At 40.5% G+C, this 15,135-nt stretch carries 13 protein-coding genes, 2 tRNA genes, 3 rRNA genes and 1 pseudogene (1 of these 19 cut by a window edge); 9 read left to right on the forward strand and 10 right to left on the reverse strand.

Going from position 1 to position 15,135, the window contains the following annotated elements; genetic code table 11:
- Window positions 1–7 precede the first annotated feature (7 nt).
- Window positions 8–859, reverse strand: a complete 852-nt coding sequence (locus tag MKL36_RS06075) for a PHP domain-containing protein (protein WP_021511266.1) — start codon at window positions 857–859, stop codon at window positions 8–10.
- Window positions 860–903: 44 nt separating this feature from the next.
- Between MKL36_RS06075 and MKL36_RS06080 the strand changes: the two genes are divergently transcribed.
- Genes MKL36_RS06080 through mnmC form a run of 4 tightly spaced genes read left to right on the forward strand, consistent with a single transcriptional unit; the run spans window position 904 to window position 4,189 of the window.
- The gene (locus tag MKL36_RS06080) at window positions 904–1,518 is read left to right on the forward strand and encodes a septation protein IspZ (protein WP_000645707.1); all 615 of its coding nucleotides are present in this window, start codon (window positions 904–906) and stop codon (window positions 1,516–1,518) included.
- A 34-nt stretch (window positions 1,519–1,552) separates the two neighbouring features.
- Complete coding sequence (locus MKL36_RS06085; RefSeq protein ID WP_001115787.1) at window positions 1,553–1,855, forward strand: YciI family protein; 303 nt, start codon at window positions 1,553–1,555, stop codon at window positions 1,853–1,855.
- A 4-nt stretch (window positions 1,856–1,859) separates the two neighbouring features.
- The gene (locus MKL36_RS06090) at window positions 1,860–2,294 is read left to right on the forward strand and encodes a hypothetical protein (RefSeq protein WP_021511265.1); all 435 of its coding nucleotides are present in this window, start codon (window positions 1,860–1,862) and stop codon (window positions 2,292–2,294) included.
- Between the two features lie 23 nt (window positions 2,295–2,317).
- Entirely contained in the window at window positions 2,318–4,189 is a 1,872-nt protein-coding gene (mnmC, locus tag MKL36_RS06095; RefSeq protein ID WP_021511264.1) for an FAD-dependent 5-carboxymethylaminomethyl-2-thiouridine(34) oxidoreductase MnmC, read from the forward strand.
- Between the two features lie 51 nt (window positions 4,190–4,240).
- Here mnmC and MKL36_RS06100 read toward each other — a convergent pair whose 3' ends face one another.
- Window positions 4,241–4,555: a rhodanese-like domain-containing protein gene (locus tag MKL36_RS06100; protein ID WP_021511263.1), complete on the reverse strand. Its 315-nt coding sequence runs from the start codon at window positions 4,553–4,555 to the stop codon at window positions 4,241–4,243.
- Between the two features lie 91 nt (window positions 4,556–4,646).
- On the opposite strand from MKL36_RS06100, the gene MKL36_RS06105 reads away from it, so the two are divergent.
- Window positions 4,647–5,135 (forward strand): YajQ family cyclic di-GMP-binding protein, encoded by a 489-nt coding sequence (locus tag MKL36_RS06105; protein ID WP_001138893.1) that lies wholly within the window; start codon window positions 4,647–4,649, stop codon window positions 5,133–5,135.
- 35 nt (window positions 5,136–5,170) lie between these two features.
- On the forward strand, window positions 5,171–5,665 hold the full coding sequence (locus MKL36_RS06110; protein ID WP_000083577.1) for a DUF4442 domain-containing protein: 495 nt from the start codon (window positions 5,171–5,173) through the stop codon (window positions 5,663–5,665).
- 39 nt (window positions 5,666–5,704) lie between these two features.
- On the opposite strand, the gene MKL36_RS06115 is transcribed toward MKL36_RS06110, so the two are convergent.
- The 3 genes and pseudogenes from MKL36_RS06115 to MKL36_RS06125 form a co-directional block, all read right to left on the reverse strand.
- Window positions 5,705–6,127, reverse strand: a complete 423-nt coding sequence (locus MKL36_RS06115; RefSeq protein ID WP_001287657.1) for an acyl-CoA thioesterase — start codon at window positions 6,125–6,127, stop codon at window positions 5,705–5,707.
- A 1-nt stretch (window position 6,128) separates the two neighbouring features.
- Window positions 6,129–6,566, reverse strand: a complete 438-nt coding sequence (gene trxC / locus MKL36_RS06120; RefSeq protein WP_021511262.1) for a thioredoxin TrxC — start codon at window positions 6,564–6,566, stop codon at window positions 6,129–6,131.
- Window positions 6,567–7,463: pseudogene (locus MKL36_RS06125) on the reverse strand (alpha/beta hydrolase).
- 192 nt (window positions 7,464–7,655) lie between these two features.
- Here MKL36_RS06125 and MKL36_RS06130 point away from each other — a divergent pair.
- The 3 genes from MKL36_RS06130 to MKL36_RS06140 all read left to right on the forward strand — a co-directional run bounded on the left by MKL36_RS06130 (window position 7,656) and on the right by MKL36_RS06140 (window position 11,002).
- Window positions 7,656–7,991 (forward strand): TIGR01244 family sulfur transferase, encoded by a 336-nt coding sequence (locus tag MKL36_RS06130; protein ID WP_001293924.1) that lies wholly within the window; start codon window positions 7,656–7,658, stop codon window positions 7,989–7,991.
- A 357-nt stretch (window positions 7,992–8,348) separates the two neighbouring features.
- On the forward strand, window positions 8,349–9,542 hold the full coding sequence (locus MKL36_RS06135; protein ID WP_000779312.1) for a hypothetical protein: 1,194 nt from the start codon (window positions 8,349–8,351) through the stop codon (window positions 9,540–9,542).
- Between the two features lie 86 nt (window positions 9,543–9,628).
- Window positions 9,629–11,002 carry a dihydrolipoyl dehydrogenase gene (locus tag MKL36_RS06140; protein ID WP_021511260.1) on the forward strand — a complete coding sequence of 458 codons (1,374 nt, stop codon included), beginning with the start codon at window positions 9,629–9,631 and terminating at the stop codon, window positions 11,000–11,002.
- A gap of 202 nt (window positions 11,003–11,204) precedes the next feature.
- On the opposite strand, the gene rrf is transcribed toward MKL36_RS06140, so the two are convergent.
- From rrf to MKL36_RS06165, 5 genes are all read right to left on the reverse strand, one after another.
- Window positions 11,205–11,319 (reverse strand): 5S ribosomal RNA (rrf, locus tag MKL36_RS06145).
- Between the two features lie 184 nt (window positions 11,320–11,503).
- Window positions 11,504–14,396: ribosomal RNA gene (locus MKL36_RS06150) — 23S ribosomal RNA — on the reverse strand.
- A gap of 340 nt (window positions 14,397–14,736) precedes the next feature.
- Window positions 14,737–14,812, reverse strand: a tRNA-Ala gene (locus MKL36_RS06155).
- 55 nt (window positions 14,813–14,867) lie between these two features.
- A tRNA-Ile gene (locus tag MKL36_RS06160) sits at window positions 14,868–14,944 on the reverse strand.
- Between the two features lie 59 nt (window positions 14,945–15,003).
- Window positions 15,004–15,135, reverse strand: a 16S ribosomal RNA gene (locus MKL36_RS06165); it runs 1,405 nt beyond the window's last position.
- The 16S, 23S and 5S rRNA genes sit together here with 2 tRNA genes alongside, the layout of an rRNA operon.

Consider the following 15,135-nt stretch of genomic DNA (forward strand, 5'->3'; position numbering starts at 1 on the left):
AATGCAATTAGATAAAACGCTCCCAAATGCCTTGCTGGTTACTCGTTGGTTTAGGAGTGTTCCCTAATTTAATCCACGGCATATTTTCACCATGAAAATCACTACCAATTGAAATAGCCAAATGATGCTGGTCAATCATACGATCAATCATTTGGCGAGTAGATAAAGGATCTACAGGAGGCGGCAGCTCCACCGCATCTCCACCATAACTTGCAAATATCTCAATCAAATACCGGGTATTTGTAGCCGATAAATCATAACGGGTTGGATGAGCTAAAATTGCCAAGCCTTTACTGTTATGAATAACCTCAATGGTCTCTTTCAAACCCAATCCTTCAAACTTTACAAAAGCACGCTTCCCTTCTTTTAAAAAACGATCAAAAGCTTGTTGAGGACGACTTACTACATTCTTTTCAACTAAGGTTTTAGCAATATGGGTTCTGGTAATCCGGTCTGGTTGATTTTCAACTTTATCGAGGACATCTTGATAAATATCAAAGCCAATACACTTTTTTAATAGTTCACAAATAACTTCTGCTCTTTGTGCCCTAATTCTTTTTTGTTGTTCTAATGCTTCTAAAATTGGGGCTTCATCTTGCATATTTAAAGCCACAATATGCACGCCATAGCTTTTTTTCGTGCTTGGTCGTGACCACTGGCTTGAAATCTCCACACCAGAAATAATTTGCAAATCATGGGGTTGTGCAGCATTTCTTGCACGCTGCAATCCATCCATCGTATCGTGATCGGTTAACGCTAAAGTATGCAACTTCACATCGACAGCAGCTTGCACTAGCAATTCCGGAGACAAAGTTCCATCAGAAAAATTGCTATGTGTATGTAAATCTATGCCTTGCATCTTTTATACTATGCCATTCACCAAACCTGATCAGATACTCTAACATGAAAGCACTACTGGACTTTGTTCCATTAATTATTTTCTTTTATTTATATAAGACAGTTGATCCAGCCGATACACAGCATCCTTTACTCAAACTGATCGGGTCTGCTGGCGGTGTTGATAATAATAATATTCTTGTCGCTACTACCGGTTTAATTATTTCAATGCTGGTAGTGTATGGTGCGTTGTTCATCATGCAAAAGTTCCGTCTAGATAAACAGCAATGGATTGTGCTGTTCATGACAGTCATTTTTGGTGGTATTACCCTTATGTTGAGCGATGATTTTTACATCCGCTTAAAAGCCGCTATTTTGAATCTAGTTTTTGCAGGTGCTTTCTTAGTTTCACCTTGGTTTGGTAAAGACCGTAAGCCTCTTATTCAACGTTTATTTGATCCGATTTTAGCCTTAAGCGAAAAAGGTTGGAAAAATTTAAACTTTGCTTGGGCAGCTATGTTTGTCGTGATGTCTGGTTTACATGTTTTCTTTGCGTTTTTATTCCACGGCGGAAAATATTGGGGCGAATTTACTGCATTTGGTGACATGATTGTCATGTTTTCATTTATCATTATTCAGTTCATTATTTTACGTAAACATTTTAAGTCACCAGATGCTTAATGTGGTTTCGGATTGATTATAGAGATACGATGACATGCCTTTTTTTGTTCTAAGCTGTACCGATAACGAAGGAACTCTAGAGAAACGTTTAGCAGTACGTCCTCAACATATCGAACGTTTGCAAAAACTTGATGATGAAGGTCGTCTAGTTGCTGCTGGAGCGATGCCAAAAGACCCTAATGATCCGCAAGCTGGTTTTTATGGCAGCACCATGATTGTAGAGTTTGATACACGTGAAGCCTTAGATGAATGGTTAAAAGAAGAACCATTTTTGAAAGAAGGCATCTATAGTCATGTTGATGTCAAACCATTTAATAAAGCATTTCCAAAAGGGTAAACGCATGCAGCTTGCAACCAAAAGCTTTCTTGGCTTGTGTTTGATATGTTCAACTGCCGGAGCAGTTGAACCTGCTGCGACACCAGCAACGCCTCCAACTGTAGCTAAACCCGTGACTACAACAGCACCAACCTCAACACAACCGCTTACAGCAGAACAAATCGCAAAGAACAAGCAACAGCAAGATGCAAAAATTAAGGCTTTAGTTCAAGATCAAGCATCTCGTCTAAAACAGCTAGAACATGCAAACCTTGAAGCGCTAGCACAAAACCAAGAATTGCAGCTAAAGAACGATAACTTGTCTGTTCAGGTACAAGTTTTACAAAGTGAACGTAGTGCTCAAATGTTCTTATATGGCGCAGTAACTCTTGCAGGTGGCGTACTGCTTGGCTTCTTTATTGCGAGTTATGTTTACACCAAACGTCGACGTCAGTGGTAATCCTGAGCGACTTATTAAACCGAATGAACAAATCAAATCGTATACAAACTGCTGAGCTGGATTGGGAATCTATTGATGGTATTGAAGTTCCCATTTCCAAACAATTTGGTGATGTCTATTTTTCTAAAGATAATGGTCTGCTTGAAACACGGCATGTATTTTTAAATGGCAATGACCTATCAGAACGATTAGCCAATTTACAAGATTTTGAATATTTCAGTGTAGGAGAAACCGGGTTCGGCACTGGTTTAAATATTCTTGCGCTCTGGCAACTATGGCAACAAGTTCGTCCAAATAACCACAGTCATTTACATGCAATTAGCGTCGAAAAGTTTCCTTTAAGCAAAGCTGATCTCATTCGTGCTTTAAGTGTATGGGATGAACTTAAACCGCTTTCCCAACAACTTATTGAGCAATATCCCTTACCTCTTGCAGGCTGCCATCGTTTAAGTTTTCCAGAAGAGCGCTTCAGCATCGACCTATGGTTAGGAGATGCACAAGATATTTTTCCAAGTATGGTAAAAACGAAGGCAGTGAATGCTTGGTTTCTAGATGGTTTTGCGCCTTCTTGTAATCCGGACATGTGGGAACAAAATGTTTTAAATAATATTGTTCGGCTTTCCGACTATGGCACTACCTTTGCCTCATTTAGTGTAGCTGGTGTCCTCAAACGTGGGCTAAAGACTCACGGAATCGATATTTCTCGTCCTCGCGGTTTTGGTCATAAAAGGGAAATGCTTAAAGCCGTTTGGAAAGCACCTGTAAGTGAAGAAATTTTATTAGAACCAGTTAGCGATACTTTCCATTTCACTCAGCAGCGTATCGCCGTAATTGGCGCTGGGATTGCAGGTTTAAGCACAGCTTGGGCATTTGCTCAACGTGGGCATCAGGTCACTCTATTTGAGCGTACAGCGCCGTTATCAGGTGCTTCTGGCAATCCATTGGCATTGCTTAATCCGAAACTATGCCCAATTGAACAAAGCCATGAGCATCTCATGACTTTAAGCTGGCAACATGCATTAAATTTCTATAAAAATTTTCAAGCCTTTCGCCCGTTTCAAATACAGCAAATGGCTTTAAAGAATGCACAAGATCTTCTCGATCTTGCTGATCAATATCCTGCTGATATTGTCACGCAGCAAACAAGCTCACTTGAATCAGACTATCCACATATTTTGTTGACCGAAGCTGGAGCAGTTTCTCCGCACCAATTACGTGATGAAATTTTGCAACATCCAGGTATTGAACTGAAAATTGCCAATATCACGACATTTGTTTCTTTTGAAAATAAAGTTCAATTAAAAAGTGGTAATGAAACTACTTTAGAGGCTGATCATGTCGTGGTGTGCTGCGCCAGAGAAAGTGCTGCTTTATTTGAAAATTATCCGCTATTAAAACCTATACGTGGACAGGTGAGCTGGGTTGATAATTCTTTTGCAACCTTACCTTTAAACGAAGCCTATAGCTATGGCGGTTATTGTATGCAACTGAATACGTCTGAACTTATTCTAGGGGCTTCTTTCTACCCAAACAGAGACGATCAAGAAGTACTGCTTGATGACCATGTGCATAACTTTGAATTAATCCACAGCGTTTTCCCTCATTATGCAAAACAATTACCGCCAGTCGAACAATGGCAAGGACGAGCATCAGTTCGCGCTCAAAGTCCAGATTATTTTCCAGTTGTGGGAAAAATGCAGAAAGAAAGCCGTATTTCTACTTTTGCAGGTTTAGGCTCAAAGGGCTTTTTATTTGCGCCGCTTTGTAGTGAAGTTTTAGTAGCTCAAATTTTAGGAGAAGCTTGTCCTGTTCCCAAAAGCCTATTACAGAAATTAGATGCCCAACGTTTTCAAAAGAAAGTTAAACCTAAGAAACCTTATTTTAAATCTCAATAGTGCACTTGAGAAAATTTGGTCCCAATAAAAAAGCACCCGAAGGTGCTTTTTTTATGCGCCCTGCTCTAGAGGTAAACCTGCGTCACGAGCTGCACGCGTCCCTCCCATCAGCACGACATATTCACGCGAGGCATCTATGCCTTCTAGTTTCTCAGCTGCACGAGGAGCTTTGCTACCACCACCACATAAAATATAAATCGGCTGATCCGCAGCGACCTGGTTCAAAATATCAGCATTTAAATCATTAATTGGGCGGCTTACCGCACCTTTAACATGCCCTTCTGCATAAGCACTTGAATCACGGACATCCCAGATAACAGCATTTTCTGGGAACTCAAATGTTGTAATTTCTTGTTTACGGATCATTGTGCACTCCTTTGATGTAAACAACACTTGGCAAATGAAGAAAACCCTCTTAGCATCTCAAATATTCTTTCACTTTGTAAAGGTCTAAACTATGCCTTCTTTCGATATTGTTTCTGAATTAGAGTTATTTGAAGTTAATCACGCTGTACAAAACACCCAAAAAGAGATTGCAACACGTTTTGACTTCCGTGGTCATGATGTTTCTATCGAATTAAATGAAAAAAATAAAGAGATAAAAATCAGTACAGAAAGTGATTTCCAGTGTGAACAAGTTTATAACATGTTAGAAAATCACTTTTATAAACGTAAAATTGATGTGCAAGCGCTTGACCCACAGAAAGCAACAGCATCAGGCAAAAATTTTGTACAAGTGATTAAACTAAAAGATGGCCTTGACTCTGATACAGCAAAAAAAATTAATAAAGCCATTAAAGAAAGTGGCATCAAAGTGCAATCATCTATTCAAGGCGACAAAATCCGTGTAACTGATAAAAAGCGTGACACTTTACAACAAGTGATGGCTTTTTTACGTGAACAACAATTTGGTCTGCCATTACAATTTAATAACTTTAAAGATTAATGTCTTAGCATGACATTCCCAATTAAGGTAATCCCATGTCTCAATCCAATCGTCTATTAAAACTGGTAAAAGCAACTTCAAAATTCCCTAAAGGTATTCGGAGTACGCTTTGGAGTAAGGCATTTGGCCGCATTGTGCCAATGGTGGGTACAGCAAACATTCGCTATCAGGAAGTAGATGTAAACCATGTGACGGTTCGTTTAGAAAATCAAAAAAATATGCAGAACCATATTAAAGGAGTCCATGCTGCGGCTATGGCACTTTTAGCAGAAACTGCAACAGGTTTTCTAACGGGTTTACATATTCCAGATAACCGTATTTTATTAATCAAATCATTACATGTTGATTATTTAAAAGTGGTTGAAGGTGGTTTAACAGCAACAGCGACTCTCTCTACCGAACAGCAAAAATATATTGCTGATCATGAGAAAGGTGAACTTGTTATTCCAGTTACGGTCATTGATGATGCAGGTAATGAACCGATTCAATGCCAAATGTTATGGGCATGGTTACCTAAACGTAAGAAATAAAGATATAAAAAAGCCCAAATTCAAATTTGGGCTTTTTTATTACGATTCTTGAGAGGCAAGAAATTTCTGTTTCGCTTCCTCAGGAATCTGACGTTTGTTGCCTTTTACATCTACTGCAACAAAGGTAAAGACCCCTTCAGTAATACGAATTGGGGCACGAGAGTCATCATGGCTATCCCAAACTTCAATTTGCATTTGAATAGAGGTATTACCCACTTTTAGGATTTTGGTATAGCAGCTAATGACAAAGCCTACTTTTACCGGAACCAAAAAGGTCATCTGATTAATGGAAATCGTAGCACAGCGACCACGACTAAAACGCTCCGCGTGAATTGCTCCAGCCAAGTCCATTTGTGACACGATCCACCCACCAAACACATCACCACTCCAGTTAGTATCTGCTGGCATGGCAATCGTTTGTAAGGATAAAATTCCTTCTGGTTTGGTATAAGCTTCTGACACCTTAGCTCCCGAAATTCGTTTGAAGTTGTTGATCTAGCCACTGTTGCAATTCAGGCGCGCGTAATGCGCCGCTCATTCGAGCAACTTCTGTGGTTTTATTCATTAATACAAGGGTAGGAATACTTCTCACATTAAATGCTTGGCTTAAGCGAGGAGACTCTTCGGTATTAATCTTGGCAAAAATGACACGTGGATTTTGTTTTGCAACTTGTGCAAAATGTGGCGCCATCATTTTACAAGGTCCACACCATTCTGCCCATAAATCTATCAAAATAGGCAGATCACTATTTGTGATGTAGTTGCTAAAGTTTTGTTCATTTAACTCAATTGGCGCAAGCGGGAGTAATGGCTGATGACATTGTCCACAACTCGGTTGAGCGGTAAGTTTTTCCTCTGGTACTCTATTTTTTGCACCGCACGATGCACATATAATAATCATTTACATCACTCCTATATGCTGATGTAAAAATTCTAATTGGGTCGTCACTGCTTTTTCAAACCATGAACCGTGATAGATATCAAAATGTTTCATATCCCATTCATGATAACTCACAAAAGGAGCAATATTAGTCGCAGCTTCACGACTAGACTCAATTGGAATCAAAGAATCATGCTGAGCCGCAATAAATAAAACTGGAATATTAATTTGACGTACAAGTTGAATTGGGCGATAACGCATCAAATTAAAAAACACGCGTGCCGGGACTTCTCCACTCCAGTAATAATCCGGATTCACAATCGATAAATAACCATAATAGCTATCTGCTGTTGGCATAAAGCACAATTTATATTGATCTACCACAGGCAACCTTTTAGGGTTAAGGCCCATTTTTGAACCCATATAATCTTGGCTCGACAACTTTAAAGCTTGGGGATAACGCTGTAGTGGATATAATTTTGCTGTTTCCGCGCCATCAACATATGGAATTTGTACCATAATGGCTTGAATATTCTTTAATTCAGAAGCTAGGCTTAAAGCATATCCCCCACTTAAGGAGGTTCCCCACAATACAATTCTTCGGTTATCTATAAATTTACACGTGGAAGCATATTGAATCATGGTCTTCCAATCTTCTAGTTAAGAGTTGATAGAAATCATCTCTCGGGGCTTACCTGTACTTCCACCCCAATATCGGTAATCAAATAAAATAACCGCATAGCCAGCTTGAGCAAAACGCTGGGCATATTGGATGAGTTTGAATTGACGCAATCCGGCAAAACCATGTGCCATGAGAATTACCGCAGATTTATTATTTGTTTTTGGAATATAAAAGTCAGCTGCGATCATTTCCTGATCACATGGAACATATAAAGGCTCAACCGTATAAGCGTGCATATGTGCTCCGTGGCATTATGGTCGAAGTAATGAATTTACAAAAAACATCCTGATCGCCTTTTAAAAATCTAGAGCTGTTCTTTTACATAAATTTTATCTATGTAGGAACAACGTTTTAGTGTCTTGTATCTCAGGTTAAGCTTAATGCTATGATACAGCATAAGAGGTTTTATTAAATTTTGGAGTGACGAAATGTCAGAGAATGTTGGTTTCGCAGGTCAAATTGGCCCAGAACATGTGGGTCAAGTTGTAGAAAAAGGCTTTAAATCTATTATTAATAACCGTCCTGACATGGAAGGTGGTCCGGAACAACCTACCAGTGCTCAAATTGAAGAAGCAGCACGCCAAGCTGGCCTAGATTATGTTTATCAGCCTGTTGTAGCTGGCCAAATTACTGAACTTGATGTTCGTACTTTTGCAAATCACTATAATGAACTTCCGAAACCGGTTCTCATGTTCTGTCGTACTGGAAACCGTTCAAACAATCTTTATCAATTAGCCAAACAAATGGATTTGTTAGATGATTAAATGAATAAATAAATTCATAAGCTCTATTTTTATTTAAAGATAGAGCTTTTTTAATAAAAAAAAATATACAACTGCATCAATTCAACAGATATACAGACAATCTTCAGCTAAAGTTGTGAAATCACTTTTTATTTACTTAGTTATTTTATGAATAAATTGATTTTGTTATTAATAAGCTGCCTTATTCTCAGCGCGTGTTCATCTATGCAAGTACGCCCTACTGTCGGGGTAAGTATGGGAACAAGCATTTAATTAAATTTTCTTGATGTAAATATCCTGAGCAAGCTCATGAAATATATGTTATTTTGTAAAACTAAAAATTATTTTAAATAACTTATCGTTTTAATGGGGATAATGATGAAACTTACTCAAGGGGTATGTGGGCTTACTTTAGCTGTTTTTTTATCAGCTTGTGGTGGAGGTGGTGATGGCTACTATAATCAAAACTCAGACTCGGGTTCAACGACAACACCAACTACACCTTCAACCGATCAAGAACTTGCCAATTCTGTTTTAAATAGTGTAAAGCAAGAAGGAAAATATTTATTTGGTGCATATGATCTTAATAATGAAAGCTTATCAAAAGGTTATATCGATCATGCATTAGATACTTTTGCACAAGGCCCGCTCAAGTTAACTTTAGATATTAGAAAAGTGGACCTTACTAAATATACTGATCATTATCGTGAAAAATGTTTTATTAATAGTACTACAGATTATCGCGCTTGCTACGTATTTAAAGGTGAAGAAATTAAATCCTTACTTACAGGTTATAATGATTGGGATTTTGATATTACAGCAGATGATTTAAAGAATATTAAGCTTGCTTCTGATAATATTTCTCCAAATTTACAGGAATATCAATCTAATACCAGAATTTATATTTTTGAGAATGAAAATAAGGATAAAAACTTCCAGGATGTGACTATTACTGGAGCCTTTGCATATCCATTCCAACAGTCATGGGGACTTCAACAAACTAAACAAAAAAGATTTGTCTTAATTAACTCAACCACAAGCGATTATAAAATTACTACAACTACCATGGTCCAAGATCCACAGACAGGCCAGCCAACTGAAAAAGAAGTTACCACAGGCGCAATGAGCGTATATAAAGATAATACCTCAACTGATGGTGATCTCTATGTAATCCAAGGTGGTTCTGGTTTCAATGTACTTATCAATGATAATCCTAATGTTCCTTTCGCAGAACCAATATCATTTGTTGTAAACTCAACTCCTGGCAATACGAATAACGCAACATATAGAGTGAGATTAGGTAAGAATCAAGTATTAAGCTTACCAAATATTACTGGTATTGAAGGAAGTAGAGTTGAGAATGAGGCTCCAACGACGAATATACAGAAGTTTAATGGTAGTATTTATTTAGAAGGACAAAATATTTTTACTTTTAAACAAGATTTGAATGGAAGTACTTTAGACTTTAAACATGTAATTAATGGCGTAAGTATTGAAGGTCAATCTACTAATCAAAATGGAGTTGTTTCAACTACCTTAAAATCACCATTCGCGCAAAAATTTACATTTTAAGTCAAAATAAGCAAAACAAACCCTCTGTTTAGGAGGGTTTTTCTATATATTCTATATGTCTATCTCTAAAAAACAGCCCATTAAGAATGTTCGATCTTATTATCATTGGCGCGGGTACGGCTGGTATTAGCGCTTATAAAGAAGCAGTAAAATACACTAATAATCTTTTAATTATAAATGATGGCCCTTGGGATACCACTTGCGCACGTGTAGGGTGTATGCCAAGTAAAGTCTTAATCTCTACTGCAAACCGTATGTATGATATACAAAATGCTCAAGAGGTTGGGCTGAGTGCTTCAGCAGATATTAGTACTGATCAGGTTATGGAGCATGTGAGAACCTTACGTGATCGTTTTACTAAGGCCACAGTAAAAGATGTCGAACAATGGCCCACTGAACATAAAATTTCGGGTAAAGCTCATTTTATTGATGCAAAAACTATTGAAGTAAATGGTAAACGGTATCAGTCAAAAAGTTTTATTTTAGCAGTAGGCTCTACACCTAATTATGATCAAACTTGGAAACAAGAATTAGATGATCGTCTTATTACTACAGATCAAATATTTGAATTAAACACCCTACCCAAGTCTATCGCTATTATTGGAAGTGGAGTAATTGCCCTAGAAATTGCCCAAGCCATGCATCGTTTGGGTGTAGAAACCACTATATTTGCTCGTAGTAAAAGAATTGGGATATTTACTAGTCCTAAGCTACAACAACTCGCTCAAGAAGAACTGAGTAAAGAGTTAAATTTTTTATTTGAGACATTGCCTCATGAGGTTAAATCTACTTCTGATGGTGTTATATTGAATTATAAAATTAATGAAAAAGAGGAGTCTATCCAGACTGAGTACGTGTTATCTGCAACAGGTCGTTCGAGCTTACTTGACACGCTAAAGTTAGAAAATATTGATAAGTCTTTTAAAGATATTAAATTACTACCTGTAAATGCAAAAACTAAACAACTAGATAACTATCCAATTTTTATTGCTGGTGATGCATACACTTCTACCCCTTTACAACATGAAGCTGCCCATGAAGGTAAAAAAGTTGTTCATAACTGTTTGAATTATCCACAGGTAAACGCAGTTAAAACACTTACTCCATTAGGAATTGTATTTAGTCATCCAGAAATGGCAATTGTGGGACAAAGTTATAAACAACTTAAAGATGGTGGAGTTGATTTTGTCACAGGCGAAGCATCTTATGAAAGACAAGGTAGAGCTATCGTACTCGGGAAAAATAAGGGTGCTATTGAAATTTATATAGAGCGAGAAAACCAGAAATTGCTTGGTGCAGAGTTATTTACCGAAGCTTCAGAACATATGGCTCATCTATTAAGCTGGATTATTGGAGAAGAACTAACTTTAAATGATATTTTAGAGAAACCTTTTTATCATCCAACACTAGAAGAAGGCCTGCGTACTGCTCTTAAACATGCTCGCAGACAATTGAAATAATTATTATTAAAAGAGCTCTCTTGCAAAGTTAGCTCTTTATACTTCAAGAAGCCTTCTTATGTTGAGTGCTACATTTTTGCTTGATTGAGGCTAAATTTGTTCAGCTAGATAATACACAGTTTATTTTTATTCCCTAACCACTTTTTACCCCCCCAAAAAAAACACCCCAACCTCTTTTGAGATTGGGGTGTTTGGAATAATGAGCTGGCGATGACTTACTCTCACATGGGTAATCCCACACTACCATCAGCGCTAAGAGGTTTCACTTCTGAGTTCGGGAAGGGATCAGGTGGTTCACTCTTGCTATGGTCGCCAGCACAACTGTTTATGGATACTTGCTTGGGTCTTATTTGATGCCGAAGCGTTTTCCAAATCTGTAACAGACTGGGCTGATTGAATCTTACTTTACTTGTTCATTTTAGCTAGAGGTATAACTAAATCAAGTTGTCTTGCATATTTAAGAATCGATTGATGCTTCATATACAACTGCTTGGGTGTTGTATAGTCAAGCCTCACGAGCAATTAGTATTGGTCAGCTTCACATATCACTATGCTTCCACATCCAACCTATCAACGTCCTAGTCTCGAACGGCTCTTTAGAGGACATAAAGTCCTAGGGAAATCTTATCTTGAGGTAGGCTTCCCGCTTAGATGCTTTCAGCGGTTATCCCTTCCGAACATAGCTACCCGGCGATGCGACTGGCGTCACAACCGGTACACCAGAGGTTCGTCCACTCTGGTCCTCTCGTACTAGGAGCAGATCCTCTCAAATTTCCAGCGCCCACGGTAGATAGGGACCGAACTGTCTCACGACGTTCTAAACCCAGCTCGCGTACCTCTTTAAATGGCGAACAGCCATACCCTTGGGACCTGCTTCAGCCCCAGGATGAGATGAGCCGACATCGAGGTGCCAAACACCGCCGTCGATATGAACTCTTGGGCGGTATCAGCCTGTTATCCCCAGAGTACCTTTTATCCGTTGAGCGATGGCCCTTCCATACAGAACCACCGGATCACTAAGACCTACTTTCGTACCTGCTCGACTTGTGGGTCTCGCAGTTAAGCGCGCTTTTGCCTTTATACTCTACGCGTGATTTCCGACCACGCTGAGCGCACCTTCGTACTCCTCCGTTACTCTTTAGGAGGAGACCGCCCCAGTCAAACTACCCACCAGACACGGTCCTCGTCCCGGATCACGGGACAGAGTTAGAACCTCAACATTACCAGGGTGGTATTTCAAGGACGGCTCCACTGGAACTAGCGTTCCAGCTTCAAAGCCTCCCACCTATCCTACACAAGTAAGGTCAAAGTTCAGTGTCAAGCTGCAGTAAAGGTTCACGGGGTCTTTCCGTCTAGCCGCGGGTACACTGCATCTTCACAGCGATTTCGATTTCACTGAGCCTCTGCTGGAGACAGCGCCGCCATCATTATGCCATTCGTGCAGGTCGGAACTTACCCGACAAGGAATTTCGCTACCTTAGGACCGTTATAGTTACGGCCGCCGTTTACTGGGGCTTCGATCAAGAGCTTCGCTTACGCTAACCCCATCAATTAACCTTCCAGCACCGGGCAGGCATCACACCCTATACGTCCACTTTCGTGTTTGCAGAGTGCTATGTTTTTAATAAACAGTTGCAGCGGCCTGGTTTCTGCGGCTGTCGTCAGCTCAGGAAGCGAGTTCCATCACCAACAACAGCGTACCTTCTCCCGAAGTTACGGTACCATTTTGCCTAGTTCCTTCAGCAGAGTTCTCTCAAGCGCCTTGGTCTACTCGACCTGACCACCTGTGTCGGTTTCGGGTACGATTCCTGTGTAACTGAAGCTTAGAGACTTTTCCTGGAAGCATGGCATCAACCACTTCGCTGTACAAGTACAGCTTGCTATCAGATCTCAGCATAGAGTACCCCGGATTTGCCTAAGATACATGCCTACATCCTTTCACCTGGACAACCAACGCCAGGCTGATTTAGCCTTCTCCGTCCTCTCATCGCATTACACAGAAGTAATGGAATATTAACCATTTTCCCATCGACTACGCCTTTCGGCCTCGCCTTAGGGGTCGACTCACCCAGCCCCGATTAACGTTGGACTGGAACCCTTGGTCTTTCGGCGAACGGGTTTTTCACCCGTTTTGTCGTTACTCACGTCAGCATTCGCACTTCTGATACCTCCAGCATGCTTCTCAACACACCTTCATCGGCTTACAGAACGCTCCCCTACCACGTATACAAAGTATACATCCGCAGCTTCGGCACATAGTTTTAGCCCCGTTACATCTTCCGCGCAGGCCGACTCGACTAGTGAGCTATTACGCTTTCTTTAAAGGGTGGCTGCTTCTAAGCCAACCTCCTAGCTGTCTATGCCTTCCCACATCGTTTCCCACTTAACTATGATTTTGGGGCCTTAGCTGGCGGTCTGGATTGTTTTCCTCTTGACTACGGACGTTAGCACCCGCAGTCTGTCTCCCGGATAGTACTCATAGGTATTCGGAGTTTGCATCGGTTTGGTAAGTCGGGATGACCCCCTAGCCGAAACAGTGCTCTACCCCCTATGGTATTCGTCCGAGGCGCTACCTAAATAGCTTTCGGGGAGAACCAGCTATCACCAGGCTTGATTAGCCTTTCACCCCTATCCACAAGTCATCCCCTGGCTTTTCAACGACAGTGGGTTCGGTCCTCCAGTTAGTGTTACCCAACCTTCAACCTGCTCATGGATAGATCGCCTGGTTTCGGGTCTATACCCAGCAACTAAACGCCCTATTAAGACTCGATTTCTCTACGGCTCCCCTATACGGTTAACCTCGCTACTGAATATAAGTCGCTGACCCATTATACAAAAGGTACGCAGTCACACCACGAAGGTGCTCCCACTGCTTGTATGCATGCGGTTTCAGGATCTATTTCACTCCCCTCACAGGGGTTCTTTTCGCCTTTCCCTCACGGTACTGGTTCACTATCGGTCAGTCAGGAGTATTTAGCCTTGGAGGATGGTCCCCCCATATTCAGACAAGGTTTCACGTGCCTCGCCCTACTCGTCATCATTATGTGTGCCCTTTCGTGTACGGGAATATCACCCTCTACGTTCGCACTTCCCAGAGCGTTCCACTAAAACACACATAACTTAATGGGCTGATCCCCGTTCGCTCGCCGCTACTGAGGGAATCTCAATTGATTTCTTTTCCTAAGGGTACTGAGATGTTTCACTTCCCCTCGTTCGCCTTGCAACACTATGTATTCATGTTGCAATACCTACCTTAAAGTAGGTGGGTTCCCCCATTCAGACATCTCCGGATCAAAGGATATTTGCCGCCTCCCCGGAGCTTTTCGCAGGCTATCACGTCTTTCATCGCCTCTGACTGCCAAGGCATCCACCACATGCACTTAATTACTTGACTATACAACCCCAAACAGTCGATGTTACCTACAAGTTAGTAACTTCAACATTTCAGTTTAGAGCACTGTGCACTTAAGCACCGTACAGCTTCAATCTAAATTCACATACCAAAACGCTTGATTCAGTTAATTTGCTAGTTCTCAATTCATCTAGATTAATTGCTTAACCTAAACTCTTGAGTGAACAATTTATTTCAGACTCAATTTTGCCAATCTGTTAATGAGTTAATGTGTCTTCGTCAGATCACACTAATTACCGTGATAATGAAATCACAGAAGTTAATAAACCAAGATCTCAATCTTTATTTACTAATTTCTGTAATCCGAACTTATCTTAAGTTCTGGTGGAGACTAGGAGAGTCGAACTCCTGACCTCCTGCGTGCAAAGCAGGCGCTCTACCAACTAAGCTAAGTCCCCAGCTTACATCATCAATCATGTATCTTTTATCTATAACTTCAACCAGTCAAAGTCATGGTGGGTCTGACAAGACTTGAACTTGTGACCCCACGCTTATCAAGCGTGTGCTCTAACCAACTGAGCTACAGACCCTCAGATACATCTATGAAGAACAACTTGTTGTGGATTCTTACCAATCGTCAATCTTTCGTTAAGGAGGTGATCCAGCCGCAGGTTCCCCTACGGCTACCTTGTTACGACTTCACCCCAGTCATCGGCCACACCGTGGTAACCGCCCTCTTTGCAGTTAGGCTAGCTACTTCTGGTGCAACAAACTCCCATGG

The organism is Acinetobacter sp. AOR12_HL (assembly GCF_027855275.1).
Classification (GTDB): Bacteria; Pseudomonadota; Gammaproteobacteria; order Pseudomonadales; family Moraxellaceae; genus Acinetobacter; species Acinetobacter baumannii.

Coding starts and splice junctions, on each gene's coding strand:
- MKL36_RS06075 (WP_021511266.1), bottom strand. CDS start 859: ATGCAAGGCATAGATTTACATACACATAGCAATTTTTCTGATGGAACT.
- MKL36_RS06080 (WP_000645707.1), top strand. CDS start 904: ATGAAAGCACTACTGGACTTTGTTCCATTAATTATTTTCTTTTATTTA.
- MKL36_RS06085 (WP_001115787.1), top strand. CDS start 1,553: ATGCCTTTTTTTGTTCTAAGCTGTACCGATAACGAAGGAACTCTAGAG.
- MKL36_RS06090 (WP_021511265.1), top strand. CDS start 1,860: ATGCAGCTTGCAACCAAAAGCTTTCTTGGCTTGTGTTTGATATGTTCA.
- mnmC (WP_021511264.1), top strand. CDS start 2,318: ATGAACAAATCAAATCGTATACAAACTGCTGAGCTGGATTGGGAATCT.
- MKL36_RS06100 (WP_021511263.1), bottom strand. CDS start 4,555: ATGATCCGTAAACAAGAAATTACAACATTTGAGTTCCCAGAAAATGCT.
- MKL36_RS06105 (WP_001138893.1), top strand. CDS start 4,647: ATGCCTTCTTTCGATATTGTTTCTGAATTAGAGTTATTTGAAGTTAAT.
- MKL36_RS06110 (WP_000083577.1), top strand. CDS start 5,171: ATGTCTCAATCCAATCGTCTATTAAAACTGGTAAAAGCAACTTCAAAA.
- trxC (WP_021511262.1), bottom strand. CDS start 6,566: ATGATTATTATATGTGCATCGTGCGGTGCAAAAAATAGAGTACCAGAG.
- MKL36_RS06130 (WP_001293924.1), top strand. CDS start 7,656: ATGTCAGAGAATGTTGGTTTCGCAGGTCAAATTGGCCCAGAACATGTG.
- MKL36_RS06135 (WP_000779312.1), top strand. CDS start 8,349: ATGAAACTTACTCAAGGGGTATGTGGGCTTACTTTAGCTGTTTTTTTA.
- MKL36_RS06140 (WP_021511260.1), top strand. CDS start 9,629: ATGTTCGATCTTATTATCATTGGCGCGGGTACGGCTGGTATTAGCGCT.